Origin of the sequence: Marinobacter sp. SBS5 (genome assembly GCF_048285575.1) — a bacterium.
Classification (GTDB): Bacteria; Pseudomonadota; Gammaproteobacteria; order Pseudomonadales; family Oleiphilaceae; genus Marinobacter.
On the sequence record NZ_JBLWAZ010000001.1, the window covers coordinates 687,306 to 712,124 of the forward strand.

The following is a 24,819-nucleotide window of genomic DNA, read 5'->3' on the forward strand; positions in this document are numbered from 1 at the left end:
TGAAAACTGCCCATAAGGGTTCATTAAAAGGAGGACGAAATTATGAAAAAGCACATTTTGACTTTTGCGATCTGTTCTATCCTTTCTACCAGCGCACTTGCCGCTGAGGGAGCCGCTTCCGCTGACGTTCAGGCCGATGCAAACATGAGCGCCAGTGCCAATGGCAACGATGGTGTTTCAGCCCAAGGCAGCGGATCAGCGTCTGCTCAGGGCAATGTGAATAGTGAGGCCGCGCGCCGTGAGGCGTCTGAGCAAGGCCAGGCTGCCAGCAACGAAGCCCGCCAGAAAACAAACGCCGCGGTGAGTGCCGGTGTTGAAGCGGGTCAGAAAGTCCGCGGTAAAGCCAACGCTACCGCCGATGCGGCTGCCAGCAAGGCTGCTGAAAAGCGAGCTGCTGCAAAAGATCGTGTGAACGAAGCGCGCAGCTCTGAGATTCGCGTTGAAACCAATCAGCAAATTGGTACCTCCGTTTCGGATTCCGTGAAAGGTGAAGTCCGTAATTCCGTTAAGGGAGCTGTGAAAGGCTCTACCAGTGGCGGAATGCTCTAATCAAGCCGTTTAATGATAGCCGGGCCTGTTAAGGTCCGGCTTTTTTCTGGCCGGGAGATACCTGTCATGCGATTAAAACAATCCTTCTATAAGCTGCCGCTTACGGTCGCTATGGCCGCGATGGCGCCGACGCTTTTTGCATCAGAACATGCCGAACTGAACGGCCACGTGGGGGCCGGAATGGAGCACGACAACAACCTGACGGTTGACGAGCTAAACCGTTCTTCGGATAACAGCGATGAAGCTTGGGTCTTCGATGCCGGGCTGGAAGCGATTCTAAAACCCACCAAAGCACTGAATCTGACACTGGATTATTCGGTGTCCGGTAGCCGTTACCAAACCTACGATGAGTTCGACCAGGACATCCATCTCGCGTCTGCGGACCTGAGCTACGATTTCGATCCGGTTACGGTGGGCGCCAGCTATCACTATTCTCACGCCACCCTGGATTCTGATCCGTTTTTGGACTTCACGCGGACCAGCGTTTACCTCGGTAGCCTGCTGGGTGATAGCACGTACCTGATGGTGAGTCTGCAGGACAAAACCAAAGAATTTGAGGACAGCGACGCGCGGGACGCCGACATTAAAGGCGCCAGTTTTGATGCCTTTTTCTTCTTTAACGACGCCCGCAGTCACCTGCTGTTCGGTGTTGACGGGGATCAGGAAGACGCTGAGGCCGATGCCTATGACAACCGGCTCATTCGCGTGCGTGTGAGTTGGGTGCACAAATTCCAGATGGCGGATCAGGAAAATCGCCTTCGGTTGAAATGGCGTTATGAAGACCGGGAATACGATGAAGTGACTATCGCGCCCGATGAACCCTTTCTGAGCAATCCGTTTACCGAAGATTTGCAGGAGCGCACTTCGGAGCAGCGTGTGGACCAAGCCTGGATTGTGGAAGCCGGCTGGCGGATTGGGCTGAACGAGGTGCTTAGCCTCGAGCCGAAGGTATCCTACGGCCATTACACTTCAAACGTAGAGTCTGCGGATTACGATAAAACCGTGGCTGGCGTTACCCTGCGGGCTGATTTCTGAACCGCTCGGATTGATCATCGAGGAAGCCGTGGCCAAAACTCGGGTCACGGCCCTCGTCACCCAAATCTTCAGCGTTGTCGATCAGTGCCTCTAGAGCTTGTTCTTTGCCCCACCGAGGCAGCGAGCAGGCCAGTAAGGCAGTGACCACCGGGGCCGCCAACGAGGTTCCACTATCTTGGATCTGGCCTCCGTTCGGGTGGGCAACCGGGACGTCGACACCGCGAGCCGCAAAGGTCACGTGTTCACCACGATTTGCCCATCGGTATAACGCTCGTGAGTTATCCACAGCCGTGACACCGATGACGCCTTCATAGGCCGCAGGATACAGCGGTGGCGCCGCGGGTCCTTCGTTGCCCACGGCCGCTACCAACAAAGGGCCCTTCTGCTGCAAGCTCTTGATGGCGGCAGCCAGAATCCGGTTATCCGGGCCGGTCAGGCTGATATTGATGACCGACGTGTTCTGTTTTGCCAGCCAGTTTAACCCTTCCAGTAAATGAGCGAGAGTCGCCCCCGAAGTTGCCTCAGAGCCCTCGTAAAACACCGATGCGTTGAAAAGGGTCGCGCCAGGTAACCGGGGTTGGGTTTGCGGCGTTGACGCCCCCACCAGCACGCTGGCAACGGCGGTGCCGTGAGCACGAGGTGCTGCAAGCTCGCCGGTGTGATTCTCCACCGCTAAAAATGGCTTCTGAACGATTTCAGCCTGGCTAAACGCAGGGTGTTCGTTGCTGATGGCCGTATCCACCATGCCGATTCGAACGGAGTCCGTACAAACGCTAGACACGGCCGGTGCGCCATTTTTCGAAACAGAGCTGGAAGAGCGACTTTGCGGCCTGTAAATGTGGTTGCGGTCGAGCCGTTCTGATAATTCGGGAAGAAATTCCTGCAGGGCTTCACGGGAGTCCATTTCCGGACGGACCCGAAAACGCACCACGGTCAGCCCCAAGCCTTCGAGCTTCTGTTGCTCAAGGATCGTGACACTGGGGCGACGAAGCAGATCCAGTTCACCTTCTGTGGCCGTGATCAGCCATTGCCTAGCTACAGCTCGCGAGCCATCGATCTGGCGAGCTTCGTAGAAAGCGGTGTCGCCATTACGGGTGCGGACCGGCAACAGCTCTGACAGTTGTCTTTGCAGCTGTTCCGGTAGCTCGTCGGCATTGACGATGCGCTCGCGAGTACGCTCCGTCATCTTGCGCTCCACCAGTGCTTCCGCCCGCCGCTCGACTTGTTCGGTAATGGTGTCAATTCCCCCGTCAATGAGACCACCGGTGCCGGCGCTTTGAACCAATCCGGGGGCCATCGGCAGGGCCAGCAACATCAGCCAGTGGAACGTTGGTCGCTTAATCATCGTGTAGATCCACGTAAAGAAGAGTTTCTAACAGGACAACGGCTGGATCGAAAAATAATTCCCGATCAGAGGGAATAAATCCCGCTTTGACTCGTTGTACAGGTAACACATATCGACAAAGGGCGCCATGCGACAGGAAATTACGGAACTACTGCCGAGCTTGCGACGCTTCGCATACTCACTGACCGGTTCCGCTGCCGATGCGGATGACTTGCTTCAAAACACGGTGGAACGGCTGTTGAGCCGGCCCAAACCTGATGATGCAGACATCACCCGCTGGGCATTCCGGGTTTGCCGTAATGTGTGGATAGACGAATGCCGGGCTCGTAAAGTTCGCCGTGATGCGGCGGAGCTTCCTGAGCTCAGTGAAGGCCATATCGTCGATGGCGACAAGCAGATAGCCAACGAAATGGAGGTCAACCGGGTGGATCAGGCGATGAGCCAGTTACCGGAAGATCAGCGCCAGATTATTTCTCTGGTGGCCATTCAGGGGCTGTCATATCAGGTCGTCGCCGATATCTTGTCGGTGCCCAAAGGTACGGTAATGAGCCGGCTGGCTCGTGCGCGCGCCGCATTAAGCGAGGCGCTGGCGCCTGGAACAACGAGGATCGAGCAATGACCAACTTGGATGAAAAACTCTCTGCTTTTCTTGATGGCGAATTACTCGCCGAGGAAATGCAGCAGATTCGTGATCGGTTAGCGGTGGAACCCGCGCTGGCGGCTCGTCTGGGCGAGTTGTCGATGGTCGATCAGGCTCTGCAGGCACACTATGGCGAAATCGACGACCGGCCGCTACCGGCGGCGATATCCCAGTTGTTGGCAAATGAAGATGCTGAGCAGGAACGCCCTCAGAGCAACGTCGTTCGTTTCCCGTTATGGCGCAGGCTTCAGGCTCATACGGGCAAGGCGATCGCCGCCGCTCTGGTTGGTGGGTTTGCATTGTCCCAGTGGTTGTCGCAGCCTGCGATTGATGCGGACGCCTCCTGGCAAAACGTGGCTCAAGGGCTAGAGTCGACACCCAGCGGAACTCACTACACCTTGGCCAGCGGAGAGCAGCTCACGCCGCGACTGACGTTTGTTAACCATGACGGAGAGTACTGCCGCCAGTTCCGTGTGCAGGGCGATACCGGGCACTCTGAAAACATTGCTTGCCGAAGCACCGCCGACGCTCAGGGGTGGAACCTGGCCGTGCGCCTTGAAGTGGCGGATACGGTTTCAGGTGATCGCTATCAAACGGCCAGTGGTGGCTCGGCGCTGGATGACACGCTGGACAAAATGATCGCCGGCCCGTTGTTGGCGCCGGAGGATGAACGGCGCCTGATTGGACAGCAGTGGATATCAAACCACTGAAATTTGGCGGTTAGAGAAGAGCTTGATAGCGCTCAAGTACTTCTGCGCTTTTCCATTTCGTTGCGGTACTGACTGCCTAGATCCTCTTTCTGTTGATCGGTCAGTACCTTGCCTCCCATCTGGAACACTTCCTGCTCTTCTTCATCCAGGTGATGGCTGACGAGGTGTCGAAGTTCTTTGAATAGCTGTAGCCATTGGGGGCTGGAATAGTCTGTTTTTTCAAGCTGTTCAATGCATTCATCAATGTCGTGATGCTCTGCGACACTGTGGCGGGCTTTATCCTGGGTTTGTTCATGTTGCATAAGGTGGGCATAGAAGCACTTTTCTTCAGCGGCGGCGTGTTCGGTCAGTTCGGTTTTCAGTTTCGCGAAACCTTGTCGGCGGACTTGCTCGTCGCCTGAGGTGTCGGCCAGCTGGTCCAGCAATTCCCGTTGTACGTCGTGATCCTGCCTCAATGCTTCAAACACGTTCACTATGGCTCTCCTTATTAGCTTGAATACGGGAAGAGTGTAGAACACATTCGAGAGAATTTTATTTCGGCTATTTAATCTAGGTTTTTCGCCCTAGCTTCTCTAACGCCATCAACGTGTCGGTGTAATTCACCATCCGGTTGAGGTAATCCGGTGACAGCCTCTGCATCTCAGCAATGGCCCGGCTGACCAACCGATGGGCGTTCATCGGCCCGGCGTCTTCGGGGGTATGCTCGATGGCGTATTGAATACGGTCTTGGAGCGCTTGAATGCCGTGGTCGGCCGATGCTCGGGCCATGGCTTTTAGCGGTTGTGGGCTGTTGGAAGCGGTTGTGTTTTGTGGGCGCGCAACATCGTCTTCCGTTGTCCCGAAAATCAATTGTTCGATCGCAGATCGGGGCGCTTGTGCCGGAGCGCTTTCTGGAGCTTGATTGAGCTTATCGATCAGCTCGAGCAAGGGAGAGCGAGGGCGCGGCTCGGCTGCTGGAGCCTGTTCACATCGTTGATTTCCTCTTGCCTGAAAATCGGCGACGGCCCGTTCCAGTTTTTGCCAATGCGCTGTGCCCTGAAGTCCTTTCGCACGCAGACGTTGCTCGAGCGTTGCTAAATAGTGGAAACGAACCGGGTCGGTTTGATCGGCGCCGGTCGCTTGAAGTGGTGCAAGCAGTGAAGTTTCCGCCACGTCAGACATCAGCTTTCGGCTCCTGTTTCGGAGTCTGCAGCGGTGTCGCTCGTGGCTCTGGGCACGGTGCTGATCTCCACACGCCGGTTCTGGGCGCGGGACTCTGCATCCACATTGGGTACGGCGGGGTGGTGCGGGCCAAACGCGGCGGCGAAGACCCGGTCGTTGGGTAACCCCAATTCCATGAGCGTTCGCGTTACGGTGAGCGCCCGCTGGGCCGATAGCCCCCAGTTGTCCTGATACCGGCTGCTCCGATGCATCGGCAAGTCATCGGTAAAGCCGCTGACCATCAACAGTTCATCGTGTTGGGTCAGGTAGGTTTTTAGCGGGACGACCAGCGATTCCAACACCTCAACGCCATCGGTCTGCAACTGGTCAGAATTCAGCTCGAACAGCACGTTACCGCTGATGCCGATTCGGCCATTACTGAAGGTCACCAAGCCTTTGGTGAGCGGGTCTTCGAGGGCTTGCTCCAGTGCAATCCGCCGTTCTTCTTCGGCTTCACGTTTGGCCTTTTCTTCCGCCAGAGACTGGCTGAGCTCCAATTGAACACCGATCACCCACACCAGTATCAGCACCAAAATGCCTACTAATGCGGCCATCAGATCGGAGAAAATCGCCCAGATCGGCGTGGACTGCTGTTCGCTGTCCTCCAGATGCTCCATCAGTTGGCTCCGCTTGTCTCAAACTCGCCACTGCGAAGTGCCGCGGCGGCCTCGATGACATCCTTCTGGGAACTGACGGACAAATCAATGACTTCCCGGGCTTGTGCCACGTAGTAGGCCAACTGCTCGTCGTGGCGACTGCCGGCGTTATCCAGGGCTTTCTGGATGTCGTTAAGGCAGTCTTGCAGTTGCGCGTTGGAGGCGCTGAACAACTCGACGGCCTTGAGGAAGGCGTCGCTGAGCGCGCCCACTTCCTGACTGCTACCGGTGAGGTCTTCGCCCAGCTTGCCGAGCTGCTGGCTCTGCTCCTCAATCAACACGTTGAAGCGTTCACTGATGCCCGAGAGGGTTTCGCCGGCACTGCTGATCAGTGAGTCCACCGCCTGGCGCTGGTTGTCGGCATTGCTGCGCTGGGATTCCAGCAGGCTATCGAGTTCCTGCACCAAGCGCTGGCGCTCTTCCAGCAGCTGGTTTTCCCGCTCGCTGTTGCGCGCCATCTCGGTTTGCAGCTGGGAGATCACCTGAGCCGCCGCTTTCGGTGTTTCCGAAGCGGTTTCAATCAGCCGGGTCATCGGTGCTTCAAGCCCGGAGCCTAGCTCGTTCAGGTGTTTGGTAACAGTTGCTTCCAGTTGCGCCAACCGGTCATTAGCGGCTTCGCCTCGGGCAACTTCTTGTTCATGCAGAGTGGTTAACTGCTCGCTGATGCGGTTGATGAGTGCATCCAGACCTTGTTGCTGTTGGCTGGCAATCTTGGTGCTCTCGTCCCGGAACTGGGATTGGTATTCCTGCAGCGTACTCTGCAGATTGGTCATCAACTTTTCTGCCGATTGTTGTTGCTGCTCAACGGCCGTTTGCCAGTGCTGTGCGGTTTGCTGTGTGGCTTGTTGAACCTGCTCCAACAGTTGCTTCTGGGCTTGTTGGGAGGATTCTTGCAACGCTCGGTTGTGCTCGGCAGAGGCGTTCTGCTGGGCCTGAAGGTTCTGTTGCCAGTTCTCGCCCGCCTTTTGGGTGGTTTTCTGGAACGCTTGGCTCAGATCTGCCAGCTGCTGCTGGGTGGTGGCTGCCCAGTCTTCATGAAGTTTGCCAGCACTGGCTTGCAGGGTTGCCATGGCGTTGGTGACAATCGGTTCGATGCGTTCCGCCGCCAGGCGGGTGCTGGATTCCAGTGCTTTCTCTAACGAGTCGGCCACGGAGCCAGCCAAGGTTTGGTAGTGGTCGCCAACGGTGCTGTGAAATTCCTGCTGGTTTCGGGTCAGAGACTGTTCCAATTGCTGGCCGAGCTGCTCCATACGGGCAGTCATGCTTTCCATGGCCGAAGCCATTTGGGGCAGGGCTTCCGCTTGAGATTCCAGAGCTTTGAAGGCTTGCTGGCGTTGGTGATCCGCCGACAGGTGATGCAGCCGCTGGCGCAGGGTTTTGTCCAGTTGGCGGGAAACCTGTAAGCGTTCACGTCGGCTCAGGGTCGAGGCCAGGCCAAGCATGGCCGAAGCCGCTACCCCGGCAATGGAGGTGCCGAAGGCCAGGCTAAGCCCTGCAATCGGGGCCGCCAGCGCGCTACGAATGACGCTGAGTTCGGTGCTGCCGTCCAGTGCGGATGCGGCACCGCTCAACGTCACAATCATGCCGGCGAAGGTGCCCAGCAGGCCGAGCATAACCAACAGGCCAACCAGATAAGGCGTGAACTGCGGGCTGGGCAGGGCGGAAAAATGCCCGTCAATGCGCCGTTGCACGGAGAACTGAACCTGCTCCGGCAGGCCGGATAACCAGTCGTTAAGTTGTTCACGATTTTCCGGAGTGCTGTTGAGTTTCTGAGACAGCTTCCGGGTTGTGCGGCGGAACCCCATCAATTCGACAAAACCCAAGGTATAAACCACGGCAATGATGAGGGTGACGGAGAGGGCCAGCAGGTCAGACTCTATAAAGCGCTGGCCAATCCAGGCCGTTACGCCCAGACCTATAACAAATGCGAGAAAGAAGAAAAGTCTGCTCATGGAGAGTTCGTTACCTCGTTGTGGCAGGCCTCCAGTAACCCCAATACCGGCTCCAGCCGAACATCCAGTTCAGCGAGTAATAAATTCTGCGCGTCTTCGCAGTAACGGTGGAGCCGCTCGTCCGGTGACAGGCCGGTGTCGCGGGGTGTTTCAGAGGGTGTCTGTAGGGTTTGGAATCGCTGCTCCAGAACCTTGGATACATGGGAAAAACACTGGGCGGTGTAGCTGGCCATGGTGTGGTCGAATACCGAATCCAATTCCGCCAGACGAGCAAGATCCTGATTGTGCTCTTTCATCGCCTTGCGGACTTTGTCTCTAAGTTGGCGGCTGGAAGCGGCAACTTTGCGCTGATGCATCAGCCATGCATTCAGATAGGGCTCGGATGTGAGGTTATCTCCGGGCTCGACTTCATCACCGTAGCTGCTGATCTTGCGCCGCAGTGCCCGGCGGGTGTTGATTAACTCTTTCGTCAGTTGCTCGAAAACAGGTTCTTGATTCATGCCCGGCTGGCGGCTACGAAAAGCCGTCGCGGCATCCAGCGTCATGGTATCCCCAAGCCCGAATAAACGGCTAAGGCGCTCTGCGAAACACGGCAGCTTTTCCGCTTTTGAAGAAGAATCGTCGGTGGCCAGAAGCTGCAGCAGCCGGGCATGAATACTGCCGGATTGTACAGGGGCCATTCGAGTCATGGAGGACACCGGGTTCGAGGATCGATTAGATGACGAATGTCGGATTATCAGGGAGCGATATTCTACTGTCTATCCATGGGGAATGATAATGGCGCCTTCGGGCTAACTATGTGCGGGGCTAACCTTGTTTTTTCCCTGCCAGAGACAATAGTAATAGGGAGTGAACAACTTTTAGCCAACAGTGAGACGTTCCATGGATTTTAAGGACTACTACGCTGTTCTGGGGGTAAGTGAGACGGCCCCACCAGAGGACATTAAAAAGGCCTACCGGAAGCTGGCTCGGAAATACCACCCGGACGTCAGTAAAGAAGAGGATGCCACCGATAAATTTCAGGACGTTGGCGAAGCCTACGAGGTACTGAAAGATCCTGAAAAAAGGGCCGAATACGATCAGCTTCGCAAGTACGGAGCCCGCGATGATGGATCCTTCCAGCCGCCCCCTGGCTGGCAAAGTGCCTCCGGGTTCGGCGGTGGTGGTTACACCGAAGCCGATGCCGGTCAGTTCAGTGACTTCTTTGAACAGATGTTTGGCGGAGGTCGGCACGCTGGCGCGGAATTCGGTGGTGGCGGCTTTCGCCAAAGCGTAAGAATGCGAGGCGAAGACGTGCATGCCCGGCTGGCGCTGTTTCTGGAAGAAGCCTTGAATGGTTGTGATAAGCAGGTGTCGTTCACCGTGCGCGAGGCGGATGCTCACGGACGGCTGATCCCTCGCCAGAAAACACTGAAAGTGAAAATTCCAGCCGGCATGCGCGATGGCCAGCACATTCGGCTTAAAGGACAGGGGGCGCCGGGAATTGGCGGTGGTGCGTCTGGAGATCTGTTTCTCGAGATAGAGCTTGCGCCTCACCCGCATTTCATTGTTGAAGGTGGCGATGTGCTGGTAACAGTGCCCATCGCCCCATGGGAGGCTGCACTCGGTGCAACAATCACCGTGCCAACCGTCGGTGGGAAAGTGCACGTAAAAGTGCCCAAAGGCTCCACCAGTGGCCGCAAACTGCGATTGAAAGGCAAGGGTTTTCCCGGCAAGCACCCTGGTGACCAGATCGTGATTTTGCAGGTCTCCATGCCGGAACAGCATTCAGCTGAGGCGAACGAGCTCTATGAGAAGCTGGCCGAACTGGAAAAGAACTTCAATCCACGTAGCAAGCTGCATCTGTAAGCGGAGCGATGGACATGACAAACAAAACCCAGATCCTGACCGTGGAGATAATCGACAACAGTGGCCGCACGTTTACCCTCAGAGAAGTGTGCGAGCGGGGTAACTGCCATGCCGAGTTTGTCATCAAACTGGTGAACTACGGCATCCTTGTTCCGGTTGAGGACATTCCGGAGGCTCGCGAGTGGCAGTTCGATGCAGACGCCCTTAATCGCCTTCAGAAAGCCATGCGACTGCAGCGAGACTTGAAGCTCAACCTACCGGGGCTGGCGGTTTCATTGGACCTGCTCGATGAACTTCACGAAATGCGCCGGGAAGTTGCTCGGTTAAATCAAAGAGTTCACCAGCTGATGGGCGATTAAGCCTATGAACCATCTCGCCCATACATTTCTAGCACCAGATTCACCCGAGGCACGTGTGGGCAGCATCCTTGGAGACTTCTCTCGGGGCGTTGATTGGTCCGCCTTACCCGCACCCGTATTGGAAGGTGTTCGCCACCACTTGGCGGTGGATACCTTTACCGATCAGCATCCCCAAGTTCTGGCGAGCAAAAAGCTGTTCTCTAAGCAGCGCCGGCGCTTCGCCGGTGTGGCGCTGGACATCCTCTACGATCATTTTCTTCTCCGGCATTGGCACCGGTATACCGATTGCGAACAAAAGGCGTTTGTTCGTACCGTTTACAAGGAACTAAGCGCTCACGAGCAGGTCATGCCATCAGCGATGGTGAACGTTACCCGGCGGATGGTGGAATACGATTGGTTTGGCGCCTATCAGGAGTTGGACAACATTGGTTTCGCATTAGACCGGGTAGCCGAGCGCATCCGCTTTCCCAATCAATTTACTGGAATAATTGATGAAATTCGGGAGAATGAGCGCGAACTAGAGGCAAAATTTTTGCAGTTCTTCCCGGAACTTCAAACGTTCGCCCGCCAGTTCCCGGACACCTAACAAGGAGCCCAAAATGGGTGAAGCAAAGCGACGTAAACAAACGGGCGCCCCTGCGCCGCGTAACCAAGGAAATAAAAAGCCTGCACTGATCGCCATTGCCGTGGTGGTTGTGGCAGTGATTGCGGCCGTCTATTTCATGACGGCTCCTCCGGCGCCTACCTCTGACAACCTGCCGGTCGCCGCCGCCAACGCAGACGAGTTCCCGGCTATTTTTGACCAATACGGCACCTCCGTAGGATCAGAAGATGCGCCCGTGGTTGTGCGTGAGTTCGCTGATTATCAATGCCCGGCCTGCGCCCGCTTCTCCGAAGCCAGTCAGCGCCTGAAAAAAGAATACGTTGAATCCGGCAAAGTGCGTTTCGTTTACTTCGACCTGCCACTGCGCCAGCACCCCAACGCCATGCCAGCAGCCCAAGCAGCGCGCTGTGCCGGTGATCAGGGCGAATACTGGGCCATGCACGACAAGCTCTACGGTTCGCAATCCTCCTGGAGCGGCTCAAACGATCCAGTCGCCACCTTCACCCGATACGCCAACGACCTCGGGCTTGAAGAACGACGCTTCCGCCGCTGCATGACCACCGAACTGCACAAAGAAGCTGTAGAACAAAGCCTGCAAGTGGCCATGCAACTGCGCGTAGCCAGCACCCCGACTGTTCTTGTCGACAACATCCAGCTGACCCGCCCCGGTTGGGGACAGCTATCCGCAGTGGTCGAGCGTGAACTAAACAAAGCCGAAGACTAAGGCTTCTGAAGGGCTGACGAACAGCGGCCCGGCATAGCACAACGGTAGCCTTGTGCGGGGGAGTCCCTTCCAAAATCGTGCGGAGCCATGGATGGCGGAGCCGAGCGCACACGGACGTATTCACAGCGTATTTTGGAAGGGACTCCCTCGTGCAGGGCGGCGCTAGGGGCACCCTTCACGGAAAGCCCTAACTTGAACCCATCCCACAGTTCGTTAAAATCGCCCCCTCGCAGGTAATAAGCCCGCGATAATCATCAATCATGCTCCGGATTTACGATCCGGCCCGCAGGAGAACATTATGAGCAACAACGTTGTTGTCTGCGCACTCTATAAGTTCGCAGTCGTAAATGATTACAAAGACCTACGCGACCCACTGCTAAACCTGATGCTGGAAAAAGACGTGCACGGCACACTGTTGCTGGCCCGTGAAGGCATCAACGGCACCATCGCCGGCAGCCGCGAAGGCATCGACGCCGTTAAAGCCTGGATTGGCAGCGACGAACGATTCGACGGCATCGACTACAAAGAATCCTTCGTAGAATTTCAGCCCTTCAAACGCACCAAGGTCAAACTCAAGAAAGAGATTGTCACCATGGGTGTTGAAGGCATCGACCCCAAACGCGTGGTCGGCACCTACGTTGACCCCAAAGAATGGAACGACCTGATCTCTGACCCCGAAGTCCTGCTGGTCGATACCCGCAACCAGTACGAAGTCGAGATTGGCACCTTTCAAAACGCGCTCAACCCCGCCACCGACACCTTCCGTGAGTTTCCGGAATACGTGAAGCAGAACCTGGACCCGGCCAAACACAAAAAGGTCGCCATGTTCTGCACGGGTGGTATCCGTTGTGAAAAATCCACGGCGTACCTGAAAGAGCAGGGCTTTGACGAGGTTTACCACCTCAAAGGCGGCATCCTGAAGTACCTCGAAGAAGTGCCCCAGGAACAAAGCCTGTGGAAAGGTGAATGTTTCGTATTTGATGATCGGGTCACGGTTAATCACAATCTGGAGCGCGGTGATTATGACCAGTGCCACGCGTGCCGTCGCCCGATCACCGAAGACGACAAGCTGCGCCCTGAGTACGAACAAGGCGTGAGCTGCCATCAGTGCATCGAGTCACTGACCGAAGAACAGAAAGCCCGGTTCAAAGAGCGCGAACACCAAATGCGCTTGGCCGAGCAGCGTGGTGAAGCTCACGTAGGCGGTGAGGCTGCCCGCATTATTGCTGAACGGAAAGCGCGCAAACAGGCCGAGCGTGAACGTCAGGCGCGGAAAAGTCTGGAAGGCGAGCGCGTCCGTAAATCGGCGTCATCGTAATACCAAACCGAACTAAGGAGACGTTATGTTGATCAGGAGGCCACTGGTTATCGCTTGTCTGGCGCTGGCACCCATGGTGCAGGCCCAAGAAAGTGAAAACTGGAAAGGTGAGGCCGAGTTGGGCGTGTTGATGACATCCGGCAACACCGACGAAACCAAGGTGAACGGCCGCTTGGGCCTGATCAACGACCAGGAATCCTGGCGCAACAGCGGTGAGTTCAGCACCAAGTACACCGAGGCTGACGACGAAACCACCGCTGAAGAGTACAGAGCAGCTCTGGAAACCAACTACAAGTTCGATGCCCAGCAGTACTGGTTTTTGCGGGGTAACTGGGAAGACGATCGCTTCTCGGGTTACGAGTTTGAATCGTCAGTCACCACCGGTTACGGAAACCGGGTGTGGCAATCGGGCAAACGCTCGTTCCTGGACCTCTCTGCGGGTGCTGGTTACCGCTACAACAAGCGCATGGAAGTTGATCCGGATACCGGCCGGGATGTTGAAGAAGACGCCATTGCCCGTTTGGCCGCGCAGTTCGATTACGGCTTGTCTGAAACCTCGCTGTTCCGTCAGAAGTTGAGCACGGAAATTGGCCTGGACGACAACAACACGATTTCCAAATCGGAAACCTCGTTGCAAAGCTCCATCATGAACAATCTGTCCATGAAGCTGGCTTACCGGGTCAAGCACGTATCCGATGCTCCGGAAGGATCAGAGAAGACCGACACCGAACTGGCGGTGTCACTGCTCTACGGTTTCTAAGCAAACCGGTTCGAGCATAAAAAAGGGGCAGGTGGTTTCGAACCATCTGCCCCTTTTTGTATTTTCAGCGGTGCGGCTATACGTTGTTTCTCAAACCCAATTCGTCAGGGTAGGGAGTGAGGTATTTCTGAGTGCTCAAATAGTCCACAGGCTCGCGGCGCTGAGCCAGTCGCAGCAACGTCATCGGCACCACCAAAGGCACCTCGCCTCGGTGATAGGCTTCAATCTGCTCAAGTAACACGGCTTTGTCGGCTGTGCTCATGTCATCTTTCAGATAACCCAGCAGATGGTTCATGGCGTTCACATGTGACCCCCGACTGACTCGCTGGGTCATCGCTTCCATGAAACCACGAATATACCGGTCCGCAATGTCTGCCAACGGCTCAGACTTCAGGTCAGCCAGCATGGGGCCAAGCTGGCGGTAAATCTTCTCGGAATGGGCCAGCAGCGCGAACTTGTAGCGCCTGTGGAAATCCTGCAAGGATTGCTTGGTGAGATTTTCGCCGGCGACGTTCAGCATCCAGTCGTCGTAGGCGAACACCCGCTCAATGAAATTCTCCCGCAGCACGTTGTCGTTCAAGCGGCCCTCTTCTTCAACCGGCATTAGCGGGTAAGCTTTCATCAGTGCCTCGGCAAACAGGCCCCGGCCATCCCGGTTCATTACCTTGCCATCGGCATCGTGAATTTTGATGCGCTCCATGCCGCAGCTGGGCGACTTGGCCATCAGGATATAGCCGCGAAGATCCGCCAGCGATGGCATAACCTGTTGAATGAAGTCTGCCATGGCATCGGTGTGGTCTGCCGTGCCTTTGTTGTCTGTCAGGCGCAATTCACCGTTTTGTTCGCGCAGATGAATCGCTGGGCGGGGCACGCCCAGACCTGCCTCAAGTTCGGGACAGATAGAGCGGAAATCAAAATGCTGAGCGAGCACTTTCGTGCAATAACGGGAATGTTTGTGGCCGCCATCGTAGCGAACTTCCTTGCCAAGCAGGCAAGTGCTTATGCCAACGGGAATGTGGGTCACTGAATGCTCCTTGCGCATCGCCTATGATCATCGCGTAAATATACGTCTTTACAGTGTAAACCGATCAATAGGAACTTCCACTGTGCCGCATTCCTTTGCGGTAACCTCGCCTGTCAGTGCCAGAGAAAGTTTTAGGCCATTGCTTTTTTGATCAACTGTTTCTGATGTTCGGCGAAGCCTTCGATGAGCTCCCGAACCTTGACGGTATCTCGGTCTAACACCGCGGACTGTAATTCGGAAAAGAAGCGCAGAGTTTGAGCAAGCCCCTGCCGATAGCGCTTGGCACTCAAGTAATAAGTGCGACTGACCGCAGGTTTGAAGTTAGACAGCGACTCGGTGAGGTAAGGGTTACCGACCACATCGCAGCACGCTTCCATTACGCCAAAGCTGGCTTCAACGATGGCAGTGATGTCTGTTCCGGGGTTCTGAATCTGGGCAATAACCTCACTGACGGCCTCCATGACGCGAGGCTTGTCTTCTTCCTGCCAGCGTTCGCACAAACGTGTGGCGAGCATGATCAGCAAGTGCATGTATACGTCGTAAAGCTCAGCCGCGAACTCGGCGTTGATCTGAGTCGCAGACGCGCCCTTGCGCGGAGTGATTTCCACCAGATGCCAACGTTCAAGGGTGTAGAGAGCTTCCTTCACCGAGGCACGGCTTACTTTGAGTTCAGTTGCCAGGTTGGCTTCCTGAATGCGTTGGCCTGGCTGAATCTGGCCCGTCATGATGCGTTTGGCTAGATAACCGGCAATTTGTTCTGCCAGAGTGTTTGGCGCCTGAAAGTCCATGCGTGATAGCTCTTAAGATTCGGGGAGCGAAGCCTGCTGGGGCTGACTGCTCTGCAGTTTAACATATGCTTGGAAATGGTACGCATACCCTTGAAAAGGCAGGCGGCCGCACGCATATACGATGGTTCAAGTCTGAACCAGATTGGGATGCCCCATTATGCCAAAGCATTTCGAACAGGCCCTTGGCCTGCATGACGCACCGGTTCCGGAAACCGAGGGTTACGTATTTAACCAAACCATGCTGCGGATTAAAGATCCTGAGCGTTCTCTGGACTTTTATTCTCGAGTGATGGGCATGCGCCTGGTGCGTAAACTGGACTTCCCGGAAATGAAGTTCACGCTGTATTTTCTGGCGTATCTGGATGATACCGAAGCCGCGCAAGTGCCGGCCGATGACGGTCACCGGACGACCTATACCTTTGGCCGTGAAGCCATGTTGGAGCTGACCCACAACTGGGGCACCGAAGACGATCCCGACTTCTCCTACCACAACGGCAATGACCAGCCTCAGGGCTTTGGCCATATCGGCGTGGCTGTGCCAGACGTGTACAGAGCGTGTGAGCGCTTCGAACAGCTCGGAGTCGAGTTTGTTAAGCGCCCAGACGACGGCAAAATGAAAGGGTTGGCGTTCATCAAAGACCCGGATGGCTACTGGATCGAAATCTTGCAGCCCAACATGCTGGAAAAACAGCGTAAGGGTAGCTAAGCCTCAAGCCTTACGATGGCCGGGTTCAACCTTCTCGGTTGGCTCCGGCCACGGTATTGCTGCGCGAGGCCACAATCACTGCAACCACCAATACAATGGCGCCTGCCACCCCTGCCGTTCCCAGCATTTCCCCCAGAATAAGCCACGCCAACAGCGCCACAAACAAGGGCTCCAAAGTGACCACTATGCTAGACAGCGTTGCCGGTGTGGTTTTGATACCAGTAAAGAACATCAGGTAGCCAATGCCCGTGGGCACCACCCCGATGTAGCACACCATCAGCCAGTGTTTCAGCTCCATCGTTTCCAGCGCCGCGAATCCACCGCTGATTAACACCACCGGAAGCAGCAGAAGCGCAGCGGTGAAAAAGCAGATAAAGGCTGTGGTGAAGGCGGGTGTTCCCACCGAGTTATAACGGCTGGTGAGCGTAAAGCCCGTGTAAACCGCAGCGGCCAGAAGTGACATCAGAATGCCCGCGAGCCTGAGCGTGCCGGTTGTGTCGATGTCGCCCAATACCAGCATGCCGGTGCCGAAAACAGCCGCTACCGCTGCGACCAGAGTGGTAAGGGTTGGCCGTTCACCCAATAGAGGCGCGGCAAGAATGGCGACGAAGACCGGCGGCAGGCAGAGGGAAATCAAGGTGGCGATTCCGGCCCCGGACAAATCGACCGCGACCAGATAGCTGCCCTGATAAAGTGCCTGGAATAACCCAAGGGCCGTCAACGGCAGAAGCGCCTTCCAGCTGAGCGAGCGTAAAGAGCTTCCCACGGCGTTCCCGTGAGGATTCGCGCTGTGAAGTTGGCGCTGTTCCCGGCGCATCAACACCCAGAAGAACGGCAGCGCCACGACCAAACGCAAGAAAGCCAGGGTGATGGGCGCGAGATCAGAACCGCCGAACAGGAATTTCGCAACAATGCTGGTGGTCGCCCAAAGCAGGGCGGCCAGAGCAATTAACAGAACGCCTCGAATCATAAAGCTTGCCAAGCCACATGGAATTAAACGAGGAGCCTAACAGTGGCTGGCAGACTTCGCCATAGGCGAATAGAAGGGGGCAGGGTGCCCCCGAGAGGTGCTTATTTTACGGCAAGGCGCTGGGCATTTTTCTCAACGGTGCGGGCACCAATACCTTTCACCTTGGCAAGGTCTTCAACGGAGGCAAATGGGCCGTTGGCTTCGCGGTAGGCCACGATGGCTTCGGCTTTGCTCTGACCGATACCGCTTAGGGCTGACAGCGTGGTGGCGTCGGCGGCATTGATGTTGATGGCGCTTGGCTCGTTGGCGTGGGCGAAGCCGGTGGCCAGGCTGAACAGCAAAACGAGAGTGGCAAGAATAGAGGTGTGTTTCATGGTTGAGTCCTGATTGTGGAAAATTTTTTATGGATCAATCAGGTGAGACAACCCAGAGGTTGTTGGAATGGTGAGGCGGCTGGTTGTTGGAGCATTCGGAAAGAAAATAAACAGACAGGTTAGTGCACGGAAGAGGCCACTTTCCTTGTGCCCCCGAAATTCCGTGCCTGACCCCTGCCTAATCCTTCAGGCTGTGCATCATCCTGAGCACGTCGTCCTTGTTTCATCCCTGCGCGCCCTGTTCCTTCGGGCAACTCTTCAATTCCTTGAGTTTCCATCCCTGAGCCAACGTCCGTGCTGGCTTGTCATCCCTGACAACAATGATTCTACGCCGGGTGGGTTGGTTAAGAACTGGACATTCGCCCTCTAGCGTGTGCGATATCTCTCACACGAGCGTGCGTTTCTCGGTGAATGGATATTCATTCTTTTGGGGCGTTGAGCCGTGAGTGCACATTAATGGCAGGCCTGCACTAGGGCAGGGCGTATCTCACCGGAGGGCGCGCACCAGAGCGGAGCGTTGTCGTCATAGATGGCACCAAAAGTAGGCGGCAAACATTAAGCATCCAAGGCTTAATCTTGTAAGTGCTCGATTGGTTTTCTGTTAAGGCTATGTTTTTCTTTGGGTTTTATGTGAGTTGGAACGGAGGGTGCAAACGTCTGTCTGCGATTGACACCTCATTACCCAACGAAAAGGACGTGCACCATGAGCCTGAAAAAACACGTAAAGCTTGGCCTGTCTGCCTTGGCACTGTCGGTTTCCTTCCACGCTCTGGCGGCGGAAGACCCCATCAAAGTGGGTGTGCTGCACTCTCTCTCAGGCACCATGGCGATCAGTGAAACTGCACTGAAAGACACCATGCTGATGCTGATCGAAAAACAGAATGCCGCCGGTGGCGTGCTGGGTCGTAAGCTGGAGCCGGTCGTGGTCGATCCGGCGTCCAACTGGCCGCTGTTTGCCGAGAAAGCCCGGGAGTTGCTGGAAAAAGAAGAAGTCGACGTCATCTTTGGCAACTGGACCTCGGTGTCCCGTAAATCCGTGCTGCCGGTGGTCGAAGAATTGAACGGCCTGCTGTTCTACCCGGTTCAGTACGAGGGTGAAGAGTCTTCCGAAAACGTGTTCTACACCGGTGCGGCACCCAACCAGCAGGCGATCCCGGCGGTGGACTACCTGATGAACGACATCGGCGTTGAACGCTGGGTGCTGGCGGGCACCGATTACGTTTACCCGCGTACCACCAACAAGGTTCTTGAGACCTACCTGAAAGACAAAGGTGTGGCGACCAGCGACATCATGATCAACTACACGCCGTTTGGTCATTCCGATTGGCAGTCCATCGTCTCCGACATCAAAAAGTTCGGCAGCGCCGGCAAGAAAACCGCGGTGGTCTCAACCATCAACGGCGACGCCAACGTGCCTTTCTACCGTGAACTGGGTAACCAGGGCATTTCTGCTTCCGACATTCCCGTGGTGGCCTTCTCTGTGGGCGAACAAGAGTTGGCGGGTATCGACACCGGCCCTCTGGTTGGCCACCTCGCCGCCTGGAACTACTTCATGAGCGTGGACACCGACGCCAACTACGACTTCATCGACGCCTGGGTGGAATTCAAAGGTGACGAAGCTGCTGTCACCAACGACCCGATGGAAGCCCACTACATCGGCTTCAACATGTACGTGGAAGCGGTGAAAAAGGCCGGCACCACTGAAGTGGACGCGGTAAAAGACGCCATCATTGGCGTGAGCGTACCCAACCTCACCGGCGGCTACGCCACCATGATGCCGAACCACCACATTACCAAGCCTGTGCTGATTGGCGAGATTCAGGACAACGGCCAGTTCTCGGTGGTTTGGGAAACCCCGTCTACCGTGGCCGGCGATGCCTGGTCTGACTTCCTGCCCGGCTCGAAAGACCTCATCAGTGATTGGCGCGCACCGCTGCGCTGCGGCAACTTCAATGTGGTCTCCGGTTCCTGCGGCAGCTCGGCAGATGTAGCCGCCCAGTAACGCTTTGATCCGGGCAGGCCTTTACGCTTGCCCGGTTTTTTTAATTTCATTTCATCGCCAACAGGAATGAATCATGAGCATCTTTCGATTGCTCGCCGGGCTAGTCATTGTCTGGTGTATAGCTTTTGGGCCGTCGCTGGCGACCGCCCAAGTACAGGACGACGCAGCGCAAGTGCTGTTGCAAAGGCTCGTAGAAGCCAGCAACGCCGAGCGAACGGCGGTTCTGAAACAAATTTCCGAAAGCGGTGACGAGCGTGCCCGAGGATGGCTGGAAGCCTTCTCCGCGGGGAAACTCGCCACCGTTAAAGAGAGCGGCGCCACGGTGCTCGTTCTGAACAACGTAGGCCGCAACTGGACCATCGCCAGTGCTCTGAACGGCGAGGACATGGGCAAAGTATCGCGCCGGGATCTGGCCACCGTTCGAGTGAATAACTCACTGCGCAAAGAGGTGGAAGGACTGCTTGCTGTGATCGACCTGACCGCGCAGAACCCGGACGTTCGGTTAGCGGCGGCCCGGGATCTGTTGGGCGAAGTAGACGGAGCGCTGGTGAGCCTAATTGAACAGCGTGTTCAGGTGGAAGACACCGCCGCCGTGCGCGACATGCTCACGACCGCTCTGGCAATTCACCAGTTAGAGCAGGGCGACGTAAGCGCCGTTGAAACCCTTTCCGGCAGTTTGAATGCCCACGCCCGCGCTGCGCTGAACAACGCCAGCAATAGCGACGACCCAGCCCTTGCAGCAGCGGCGGCCAAAGCACTCGAAAGCATTGAACAAAAACTGAAAATGAACCGCGCCGCCGAAACCTTGTACTTCGGCCTGTCCCTCGGTTCCGTACTGGTACTGGCCGCCATCGGCCTGGCCATCACCTTTGGCGTGATGGGCGTGATCAACATGGCCCACGGCGAGTTGATCATGCTCGGCGCTTACACCACTTGGGGCATGCAGCAGTTGTTCCCCGGCCAGCCCGGATTGGCGTTAATCCTGTCGATCCCGGCCGGCTTCCTGGTCGCTGCGCTGGCGGGCATCGCCATCGAACGCAGTGTTATCCAATACCTCAAAGGCCGCCCGCTTGAAACGCTGTTGGCCACCTTTGGTATCAGCCTGATTCTGCAACAGCTGGTGCGCACTCTGGTGTCTCCTTTGAACCGCTCGGTAGTCACACCGGACTGGATGAGTGGCTCGATCATGATCAACGAAGCTCTGTCACTCACCCTGAACCGCCTGTACGTAATCGGCTTTGCTCTGGTGGTGTTCGCGGGCCTGATGCTGATCATGCGTAAAACCCGCCTCGGCCTTGAAGTACGCGCCGTTACCCAGAACCGTGCCATGGCGCGCTCCATGGGCATTAAAGCCACCAAAGTCGACATTCTCACTTTTGCCTTGGGCTCCGGCGTTGCGGGCTTGGCCGGGGTGGCGCTGTCGCAGATCACCAACGTAGGGCCGAACCTGGGCCAGAACTACATCATCGATTCGTTCATGGTGGTGGTGTTTGGCGGTGTCGGAAACCTCTGGGGCACCTTGGTGGCCGGGCTCACGCTGGGCACCATCAATCAGGTGCTGGAGCCTTGGGCTGGCGCGGTACTGGCCAAGATCATGGTGTTGGTCATGATCATTCTATTCATTCAAAAACGGCCGAAGGGGCTTTTCCCCCAGAAAGGCCGGGCCGCGGAGGGCTGAGTTATGACTTCATCACAAACTTGGCTGTTCCGGCCGTTTCAGGAACGTTCCACCCAGATCTTCCTCGGCGTGTTATTCAGCGCCTTGGTACTGGTCACCTTCCTGCACCTGTTCATGCCTCAAGACAGCGCGCTGCATGTGAGCGCCTACACCGTGACCTTACTGGGCAAGTATTTGTGTTACGCCCTGCTGGCGGTGGCGGTGGACTTGGTGTGGGGATACCTGGGCATTCTCAGCTTGGGCCACGGAGCCTTCTTCGCCCTCGGCGGCTACGCCATGGGCATGTACCTGATGCGCCAAATCGGCGACCGCGGCACTTACGGCGACCCGGTGTTGCCAGACTTCATGGTGTTCCTGAACTGGCAAGAACTGCCTTGGTACTGGCTCGGCTTCGACATGGCCTGGTTCGCGTTCATCATGGTGCTGTTGGCCCCCGGCTTATTGGCATTGGTGTTCGGGTTTCTGGCCTTCCGCTCCCGGGTCACCGGTGTGTACCTGTCGATCATCACCCAGGCGTTGACGTTCGCCCTGATGCTGGCGTTCTTCCGCAACGAAATGGGTTTTGGCGGCAACAACGGCCTGACCGACTTCCGGGACATCCTCGGCTTTAATCTGCGCAGCGATACCACAAGGCTCGGCTTGTTCATTGCCACCGGCGTGGCGCTGGCCATCGGTTATGTGATTTGCCGCGGCATTGTCACCAGCAAGCTGGGCCGGGTGAGCATTGCTTGCCGGGATGCCGAAGCGCGCACGCGATTCCTGGGTTACCGGGTAGAGCGGGTGCAGCTGTTCGTGTTTGCCGTATCCGCCATGCTGGCGGGTGTTGCGGGGGCTTTGTATGTGCCGCAAGTGGGCATCATCAACCCCAGCGAATTCTCGCCGTTGTTCTCCATCGAAATCGTGGTGTGGGTGGCCTTGGGTGGCCGCGCAACCCTCTACGGGGCCGTCATTGGCGCCATTCTGGTGAACTACGCCAAAACCGTGTTCACCGGCGTGATGCCGGATGCCTGGTTATTCGCCCTCGGCGCACTGTTTGTGCTGGTTACCGTGTTCCTGCCCAAAGGCATTGCGGGCTTGCTGCAGAAGGAGCGAAAAGCCAAAGACACTGACGACGCGCCAGCTGCACAGGAGGCCACCGCATGAGCATGTTCGAGCAACTGACCAATCGCGAGCGGGTGTTTGAATTTCTGGAGCCCGCCCAATCGCCAGTGGACGTGCGCCACGGCCCGATTCTGTACATGGAAGATGTGAACGTGAGCTTCGATGGTTTCCACGCCATAAACAACCTCAACCTCACCATCGATGACGGCGAACTGCGCTGCATCATCGGCCCCAACGGCGCCGGGAAAACCACCATGATGGACATCATCACCGGTAAAACCCGCCCGGATAACGGCTCTGTGTGGTTTGGCAGCCGCCACAACCTGCTGACCATGAACGAGCCGGACATCGCCAGTTTAGGCATCGGCCGCAAGTTTCAGAAGCCGACCGTGTTTGAAGCCCTCACCGTGTTCGAAAACCTCGAACTGGCGATGGCCACGGACAAGCGCATCTGGCCCACGCTCACCGCGATTATGAAACCGGAACACCGGGAGCGCATCAGCGAAGTGCTGGAGATGATCAAACTGCAGGAACTGCGGGATAAGCCCGCGGGCATTCTGTCCCACGGCCAGAAACAGTGGCTGGAGATCGGCATGCTGCTGATGCAAAAGCCGAGACTGCTGCTGGTGGACGAACCCGTAGCGGGCATGACCGAACAGGAAATGGAACGCACCGCGGAACTGCTCACCAGCCTGGCCGGAAAACAGTCGGTTGTGGTGGTGGAGCACGACATGGGCTTTGTGCGCTCCATCGCCCGAAAAGTCACCGTACTGCACCAAGGCAGCGTGCTGGCGGAAGGCACCATGGACCAAGTGTCGAACGACCCGGAAGTCATCAAAGTGTACCTGGGGGAAGAGGCCTGATGCTCAAGATCGAGAAGCTTAACCAATACTACGGCGAAAGCCACACCCTCTGGGACCTGGAACTCGACATCCCCCAAGGCCAATGCACCTGCGTGATGGGGCGCAACGGGGTGGGTAAAACCACGCTGATGAAATGCATCATGGGTGAAGAAACCGTCAAAAGCGGCAACATGGCGTTGGCGGGTGACGTGGAACTCACCCACAAGAAAATCGAAGACCGCTCCCGCCTGGGCATCGGCTATGTACCCCAGGGCCGGCAGATTTTTCCGCTGCTCACTGTCGAAGAAAACCTGCGCACCGGCCTGGCGGTACGAAAAGACGGCAGCAAGAAAATCCCCGAACGCATTTACGAGCTGTTCCCGGTGCTCAAAGAAATGAAACACCGCCGGGGCGGCGACCTCTCCGGCGGCCAACAACAGCAACTGGCCATCGGCCGAGCACTGGTGATCGAGCCTCGCCTGCTGATCCTCGATGAGCCGGGTGAGGGCATACAGCCCAACATCGTGGCGCAGATTGGCGAGGTGATTCGCAAGCTGATCGAAGAGGACGGCTTAACGGTGCTGCTGGTGGAACAAAAACTCCCGTTCGCCCGCAAATACGCCGACCGCTTCGCCATCCTCGACCGGGGCCGGCGAGTCGCGGAAGGGGAAATTGCAGGCCTGAGCGATGAGCTGATCAAGAAACACCTGACCGTATGACCGCGTACCAACCCATCGCTACCCATAGCTCTGGCCACCGGTTCGACACCGAACGGCGCTGGGCGGCCTCGCTGTCCCTCGGCTTCGAATCCCGAAACGAGGGCGGTGCAGAGCCGGTCACCCGCATGGTGCGCCGCCGGCACACGGGCCCATTGCGGGTACAGCGCCCGTTCTATCCGGAAGGCAAACACGGCTGCTGCCACGTGTACCTGCTGCACCCGCCCGGCGGTTTGGTCAGTGGCGACGAGCTGCGAATCGAAGCCGCCGTGGCGAAAGGCGGCCACACCCTGCTGACCACCCCGGCTGCCGCCAAACTGTACAAAGCCGACAGTCACGGCGTGGCCTGGGCGCAGCACACCCGATTGCAGGTGGCTAAAGACGCGACGCTGGAATACCTGCCCCAGGAAACCATCGCCTTTGACGGCTCCCGGGGCGAACAAACCACCACCATCGAACTCGAAAGCGGCGCCAAAACCCTCGGCTGGGAAGTGCTTGCCCTCGGGCGCCCGGCCAGCGAGCTGCCCTTCGCAACCGGCGCGCTGGAACAACGCTTTCACCTCAGCCTCGATGGTAAACCTCTGTGGCTGGAACGCCAGCTGCTGGACCCCGCACACCGCCGGTTCACCGGCCACTGGGGGCAGGGCGGCGCCACCGTGCAAGCAACCCTCTGGGCCGTGGGACTAAGCGACGAAGCGGCCGCCATTGAAACGCTGAGAGAACAACTACCCGACAACCACCGCTGGGCGGTCACCCGCCGCAGAGGCGTGCTGTTGCTGCGTTACCTCGGCACCGAACGCAACGAAGCCTGGGCCTTGTGCGAACAAGCTTGGCACCTGCTGCGGCCCATGCTCAGCGGCTTGCCGGCCCATACACCCAGAATCTGGCTCACCTGAAGCCCAACAAACAACAACGGAT

Annotated in this window: 27 protein-coding genes; 17 read left to right on the forward strand and 10 right to left on the reverse strand. The window is 56.9% G+C overall.

The genetic code is table 11. The features are described from left to right. The first annotated feature begins 42 nt into the window (after nucleotides 1-42). Together ACNQ6O_RS03250 and ACNQ6O_RS03255 are read left to right on the forward strand one after the other, a co-directional pair. On the forward strand, nucleotides 43-549 hold the full coding sequence (locus tag ACNQ6O_RS03250; RefSeq protein WP_418051803.1) for a hypothetical protein: 507 nt from the start codon (nucleotides 43-45) through the stop codon (nucleotides 547-549). 66 nt (nucleotides 550-615) lie between these two features. Continuing rightward, a complete protein-coding gene (locus tag ACNQ6O_RS03255) occupies nucleotides 616-1,584 on the forward strand; it encodes a surface lipoprotein assembly modifier (protein WP_418051804.1) in 969 nt (322 codons plus the stop codon). Here the strand turns inward: ACNQ6O_RS03255 and ACNQ6O_RS03260 are convergent. Next, on the reverse strand, nucleotides 1,562-2,929 hold the full coding sequence (locus ACNQ6O_RS03260) for a S8 family serine peptidase (RefSeq protein WP_418051805.1): 1,368 nt from the start codon (nucleotides 2,927-2,929) through the stop codon (nucleotides 1,562-1,564). The genes ACNQ6O_RS03255 and ACNQ6O_RS03260 overlap by 23 nt on opposite strands. Before the next feature lie 127 nt (nucleotides 2,930-3,056). Here ACNQ6O_RS03260 and ACNQ6O_RS03265 point away from each other — a divergent pair, with 127 nt between their 5' ends. Both ACNQ6O_RS03265 and ACNQ6O_RS03270 read left to right on the forward strand, forming a co-directional pair. Beyond that, a complete protein-coding gene (locus ACNQ6O_RS03265; RefSeq protein ID WP_418051806.1) occupies nucleotides 3,057-3,548 on the forward strand; it encodes an RNA polymerase sigma factor in 492 nt (163 codons plus the stop codon). Next, a complete protein-coding gene (locus ACNQ6O_RS03270) occupies nucleotides 3,545-4,279 on the forward strand; it encodes an anti-sigma factor family protein (protein ID WP_418051807.1) in 735 nt (244 codons plus the stop codon). The genes ACNQ6O_RS03265 and ACNQ6O_RS03270 overlap by 4 nt, the downstream gene beginning before the upstream one ends. 32 nt (nucleotides 4,280-4,311) lie before the next feature. On the opposite strand, the gene ACNQ6O_RS03275 is transcribed toward ACNQ6O_RS03270, so the two are convergent. The 5 genes from ACNQ6O_RS03275 to ACNQ6O_RS03295 form a co-directional block, all read right to left on the reverse strand. Then, the gene (locus tag ACNQ6O_RS03275; RefSeq protein WP_418051808.1) at nucleotides 4,312-4,752 is read right to left on the reverse strand and encodes a hemerythrin domain-containing protein; all 441 of its coding nucleotides are present in this window, start codon (nucleotides 4,750-4,752) and stop codon (nucleotides 4,312-4,314) included. A 76-nt stretch (nucleotides 4,753-4,828) separates the two neighbouring features. After that, nucleotides 4,829-5,440, reverse strand: a complete 612-nt coding sequence (locus ACNQ6O_RS03280; RefSeq protein WP_418051809.1) for a DUF2894 domain-containing protein — start codon at nucleotides 5,438-5,440, stop codon at nucleotides 4,829-4,831. Further along, entirely contained in the window at nucleotides 5,440-6,096 is a 657-nt protein-coding gene (locus ACNQ6O_RS03285; RefSeq protein ID WP_418051810.1) for an OmpA family protein, read from the reverse strand. The genes ACNQ6O_RS03280 and ACNQ6O_RS03285 overlap by 1 nt, the downstream gene beginning before the upstream one ends. Continuing rightward, nucleotides 6,096-8,087, reverse strand: coding sequence for a DUF802 domain-containing protein (locus ACNQ6O_RS03290; protein WP_418051811.1), 1,992 nt, complete (start codon nucleotides 8,085-8,087; stop codon nucleotides 6,096-6,098). The genes ACNQ6O_RS03285 and ACNQ6O_RS03290 overlap by 1 nt, the downstream gene beginning before the upstream one ends. After that, nucleotides 8,084-8,776: a DUF3348 family protein gene (locus ACNQ6O_RS03295; RefSeq protein ID WP_418051812.1), complete on the reverse strand. Its 693-nt coding sequence runs from the start codon at nucleotides 8,774-8,776 to the stop codon at nucleotides 8,084-8,086. Before ACNQ6O_RS03295 ends, ACNQ6O_RS03290 begins: the two co-directional genes overlap by 4 nt. Nucleotides 8,777-8,969: 193 nt before the next feature. On the opposite strand from ACNQ6O_RS03295, the gene ACNQ6O_RS03300 reads away from it, so the two are divergent. The 6 genes from ACNQ6O_RS03300 (at nucleotide 8,970) to ACNQ6O_RS03325 (ending at nucleotide 13,700) form a co-directional block, all read left to right on the forward strand. Then, a complete protein-coding gene (locus ACNQ6O_RS03300; RefSeq protein WP_418051813.1) occupies nucleotides 8,970-9,935 on the forward strand; it encodes a DnaJ C-terminal domain-containing protein in 966 nt (321 codons plus the stop codon). A 14-nt stretch (nucleotides 9,936-9,949) separates the two neighbouring features. Continuing rightward, nucleotides 9,950-10,294 carry a chaperone modulator CbpM gene (locus ACNQ6O_RS03305; RefSeq protein WP_418051814.1) on the forward strand — a complete coding sequence of 115 codons (345 nt, stop codon included), beginning with the start codon at nucleotides 9,950-9,952 and terminating at the stop codon, nucleotides 10,292-10,294. Between the two features lie 4 nt (nucleotides 10,295-10,298). Further along, complete coding sequence (locus tag ACNQ6O_RS03310; RefSeq protein WP_418051815.1) at nucleotides 10,299-10,880, forward strand: ACP phosphodiesterase; 582 nt, start codon at nucleotides 10,299-10,301, stop codon at nucleotides 10,878-10,880. Nucleotides 10,881-10,893: 13 nt separating this feature from the next. Next, nucleotides 10,894-11,622 carry a DsbA family protein gene (locus tag ACNQ6O_RS03315; RefSeq protein WP_418051816.1) on the forward strand — a complete coding sequence of 243 codons (729 nt, stop codon included), beginning with the start codon at nucleotides 10,894-10,896 and terminating at the stop codon, nucleotides 11,620-11,622. Between the two features lie 298 nt (nucleotides 11,623-11,920). Beyond that, nucleotides 11,921-12,940 carry a rhodanese-related sulfurtransferase gene (locus ACNQ6O_RS03320; RefSeq protein ID WP_418051817.1) on the forward strand — a complete coding sequence of 340 codons (1,020 nt, stop codon included), beginning with the start codon at nucleotides 11,921-11,923 and terminating at the stop codon, nucleotides 12,938-12,940. Nucleotides 12,941-12,965: 25 nt separating this feature from the next. Next, the gene (locus tag ACNQ6O_RS03325; protein WP_418051818.1) at nucleotides 12,966-13,700 is read left to right on the forward strand and encodes a DUF481 domain-containing protein; all 735 of its coding nucleotides are present in this window, start codon (nucleotides 12,966-12,968) and stop codon (nucleotides 13,698-13,700) included. 76 nt (nucleotides 13,701-13,776) lie between these two features. Here ACNQ6O_RS03325 and ACNQ6O_RS03330 read toward each other — a convergent pair whose 3' ends face one another. Next, a complete protein-coding gene (locus tag ACNQ6O_RS03330; protein ID WP_418051819.1) occupies nucleotides 13,777-14,724 on the reverse strand; it encodes a YbgA family protein in 948 nt (315 codons plus the stop codon). 131 nt (nucleotides 14,725-14,855) lie between these two features. Next, nucleotides 14,856-15,512 carry a GntR family transcriptional regulator gene (locus ACNQ6O_RS03335; RefSeq protein ID WP_418051820.1) on the reverse strand — a complete coding sequence of 219 codons (657 nt, stop codon included), beginning with the start codon at nucleotides 15,510-15,512 and terminating at the stop codon, nucleotides 14,856-14,858. A 157-nt stretch (nucleotides 15,513-15,669) separates the two neighbouring features. Here ACNQ6O_RS03335 and gloA point away from each other — a divergent pair, with 157 nt between their 5' ends. Next, on the forward strand, nucleotides 15,670-16,218 hold the full coding sequence (gloA, locus tag ACNQ6O_RS03340; protein ID WP_418051821.1) for a lactoylglutathione lyase: 549 nt from the start codon (nucleotides 15,670-15,672) through the stop codon (nucleotides 16,216-16,218). Nucleotides 16,219-16,243: 25 nt separating this feature from the next. Here the strand turns inward: gloA and ACNQ6O_RS03345 are convergent, their stop codons facing one another. Next, the gene (locus tag ACNQ6O_RS03345; RefSeq protein WP_418051822.1) at nucleotides 16,244-17,188 is read right to left on the reverse strand and encodes a DMT family transporter; all 945 of its coding nucleotides are present in this window, start codon (nucleotides 17,186-17,188) and stop codon (nucleotides 16,244-16,246) included. 101 nt (nucleotides 17,189-17,289) lie between these two features. Then, nucleotides 17,290-17,562: a ComEA family DNA-binding protein gene (locus tag ACNQ6O_RS03350; RefSeq protein WP_418051823.1), complete on the reverse strand. Its 273-nt coding sequence runs from the start codon at nucleotides 17,560-17,562 to the stop codon at nucleotides 17,290-17,292. A gap of 703 nt (nucleotides 17,563-18,265) precedes the next feature. Between ACNQ6O_RS03350 and urtA the strand changes: the two genes are divergently transcribed. From urtA to ACNQ6O_RS03380, 6 genes are all read left to right on the forward strand, one after another. Further along, nucleotides 18,266-19,564, forward strand: coding sequence for an urea ABC transporter substrate-binding protein (urtA, locus tag ACNQ6O_RS03355; RefSeq protein ID WP_418051824.1), 1,299 nt, complete (start codon nucleotides 18,266-18,268; stop codon nucleotides 19,562-19,564). Between the two features lie 73 nt (nucleotides 19,565-19,637). Next, complete coding sequence (gene urtB, locus ACNQ6O_RS03360) at nucleotides 19,638-21,242, forward strand: urea ABC transporter permease subunit UrtB (protein WP_418051825.1); 1,605 nt, start codon at nucleotides 19,638-19,640, stop codon at nucleotides 21,240-21,242. 3 nt (nucleotides 21,243-21,245) lie between these two features. Continuing rightward, nucleotides 21,246-22,385 (forward strand): urea ABC transporter permease subunit UrtC, encoded by a 1,140-nt coding sequence (gene urtC / locus ACNQ6O_RS03365; RefSeq protein ID WP_418051826.1) that lies wholly within the window; start codon nucleotides 21,246-21,248, stop codon nucleotides 22,383-22,385. Beyond that, nucleotides 22,382-23,206 carry an urea ABC transporter ATP-binding protein UrtD gene (urtD, locus tag ACNQ6O_RS03370; protein WP_418051827.1) on the forward strand — a complete coding sequence of 275 codons (825 nt, stop codon included), beginning with the start codon at nucleotides 22,382-22,384 and terminating at the stop codon, nucleotides 23,204-23,206. The genes urtC and urtD overlap by 4 nt, the downstream gene beginning before the upstream one ends. Beyond that, on the forward strand, nucleotides 23,206-23,904 hold the full coding sequence (gene urtE, locus ACNQ6O_RS03375) for an urea ABC transporter ATP-binding subunit UrtE (protein ID WP_418051828.1): 699 nt from the start codon (nucleotides 23,206-23,208) through the stop codon (nucleotides 23,902-23,904). The genes urtD and urtE overlap by 1 nt, the downstream gene beginning before the upstream one ends. Next, a complete protein-coding gene (locus ACNQ6O_RS03380) occupies nucleotides 23,901-24,797 on the forward strand; it encodes an urease accessory protein UreD (RefSeq protein WP_418051829.1) in 897 nt (298 codons plus the stop codon). Before urtE ends, ACNQ6O_RS03380 begins: the two co-directional genes overlap by 4 nt. Nucleotides 24,798-24,819: the final 22 nt, after the last annotated feature.

Coding starts and splice junctions, on each gene's coding strand:
- ACNQ6O_RS03250 (WP_418051803.1), top strand. CDS start 43: ATGAAAAAGCACATTTTGACTTTTGCGATCTGTTCTATCCTTTCTACC.
- ACNQ6O_RS03255 (WP_418051804.1), top strand. CDS start 616: ATGCGATTAAAACAATCCTTCTATAAGCTGCCGCTTACGGTCGCTATG.
- ACNQ6O_RS03260 (WP_418051805.1), bottom strand. CDS start 2,929: ATGATTAAGCGACCAACGTTCCACTGGCTGATGTTGCTGGCCCTGCCG.
- ACNQ6O_RS03265 (WP_418051806.1), top strand. CDS start 3,057: ATGCGACAGGAAATTACGGAACTACTGCCGAGCTTGCGACGCTTCGCA.
- ACNQ6O_RS03270 (WP_418051807.1), top strand. CDS start 3,545: ATGACCAACTTGGATGAAAAACTCTCTGCTTTTCTTGATGGCGAATTA.
- ACNQ6O_RS03280 (WP_418051809.1), bottom strand. CDS start 5,440: ATGTCTGACGTGGCGGAAACTTCACTGCTTGCACCACTTCAAGCGACC.
- ACNQ6O_RS03285 (WP_418051810.1), bottom strand. CDS start 6,096: ATGGAGCATCTGGAGGACAGCGAACAGCAGTCCACGCCGATCTGGGCG.
- ACNQ6O_RS03290 (WP_418051811.1), bottom strand. CDS start 8,087: ATGAGCAGACTTTTCTTCTTTCTCGCATTTGTTATAGGTCTGGGCGTA.
- ACNQ6O_RS03295 (WP_418051812.1), bottom strand. CDS start 8,776: ATGACTCGAATGGCCCCTGTACAATCCGGCAGTATTCATGCCCGGCTG.
- ACNQ6O_RS03300 (WP_418051813.1), top strand. CDS start 8,970: ATGGATTTTAAGGACTACTACGCTGTTCTGGGGGTAAGTGAGACGGCC.
- ACNQ6O_RS03305 (WP_418051814.1), top strand. CDS start 9,950: ATGACAAACAAAACCCAGATCCTGACCGTGGAGATAATCGACAACAGT.
- ACNQ6O_RS03310 (WP_418051815.1), top strand. CDS start 10,299: ATGAACCATCTCGCCCATACATTTCTAGCACCAGATTCACCCGAGGCA.
- ACNQ6O_RS03315 (WP_418051816.1), top strand. CDS start 10,894: ATGGGTGAAGCAAAGCGACGTAAACAAACGGGCGCCCCTGCGCCGCGT.
- ACNQ6O_RS03320 (WP_418051817.1), top strand. CDS start 11,921: ATGAGCAACAACGTTGTTGTCTGCGCACTCTATAAGTTCGCAGTCGTA.
- ACNQ6O_RS03325 (WP_418051818.1), top strand. CDS start 12,966: ATGTTGATCAGGAGGCCACTGGTTATCGCTTGTCTGGCGCTGGCACCC.
- ACNQ6O_RS03335 (WP_418051820.1), bottom strand. CDS start 15,512: ATGGACTTTCAGGCGCCAAACACTCTGGCAGAACAAATTGCCGGTTAT.
- gloA (WP_418051821.1), top strand. CDS start 15,670: ATGCCAAAGCATTTCGAACAGGCCCTTGGCCTGCATGACGCACCGGTT.
- ACNQ6O_RS03345 (WP_418051822.1), bottom strand. CDS start 17,188: ATGATTCGAGGCGTTCTGTTAATTGCTCTGGCCGCCCTGCTTTGGGCG.
- ACNQ6O_RS03350 (WP_418051823.1), bottom strand. CDS start 17,562: ATGAAACACACCTCTATTCTTGCCACTCTCGTTTTGCTGTTCAGCCTG.
- urtA (WP_418051824.1), top strand. CDS start 18,266: ATGAGCCTGAAAAAACACGTAAAGCTTGGCCTGTCTGCCTTGGCACTG.
- urtB (WP_418051825.1), top strand. CDS start 19,638: ATGAGCATCTTTCGATTGCTCGCCGGGCTAGTCATTGTCTGGTGTATA.
- urtC (WP_418051826.1), top strand. CDS start 21,246: ATGACTTCATCACAAACTTGGCTGTTCCGGCCGTTTCAGGAACGTTCC.
- urtD (WP_418051827.1), top strand. CDS start 22,382: ATGAGCATGTTCGAGCAACTGACCAATCGCGAGCGGGTGTTTGAATTT.
- urtE (WP_418051828.1), top strand. CDS start 23,206: ATGCTCAAGATCGAGAAGCTTAACCAATACTACGGCGAAAGCCACACC.
- ACNQ6O_RS03380 (WP_418051829.1), top strand. CDS start 23,901: ATGACCGCGTACCAACCCATCGCTACCCATAGCTCTGGCCACCGGTTC.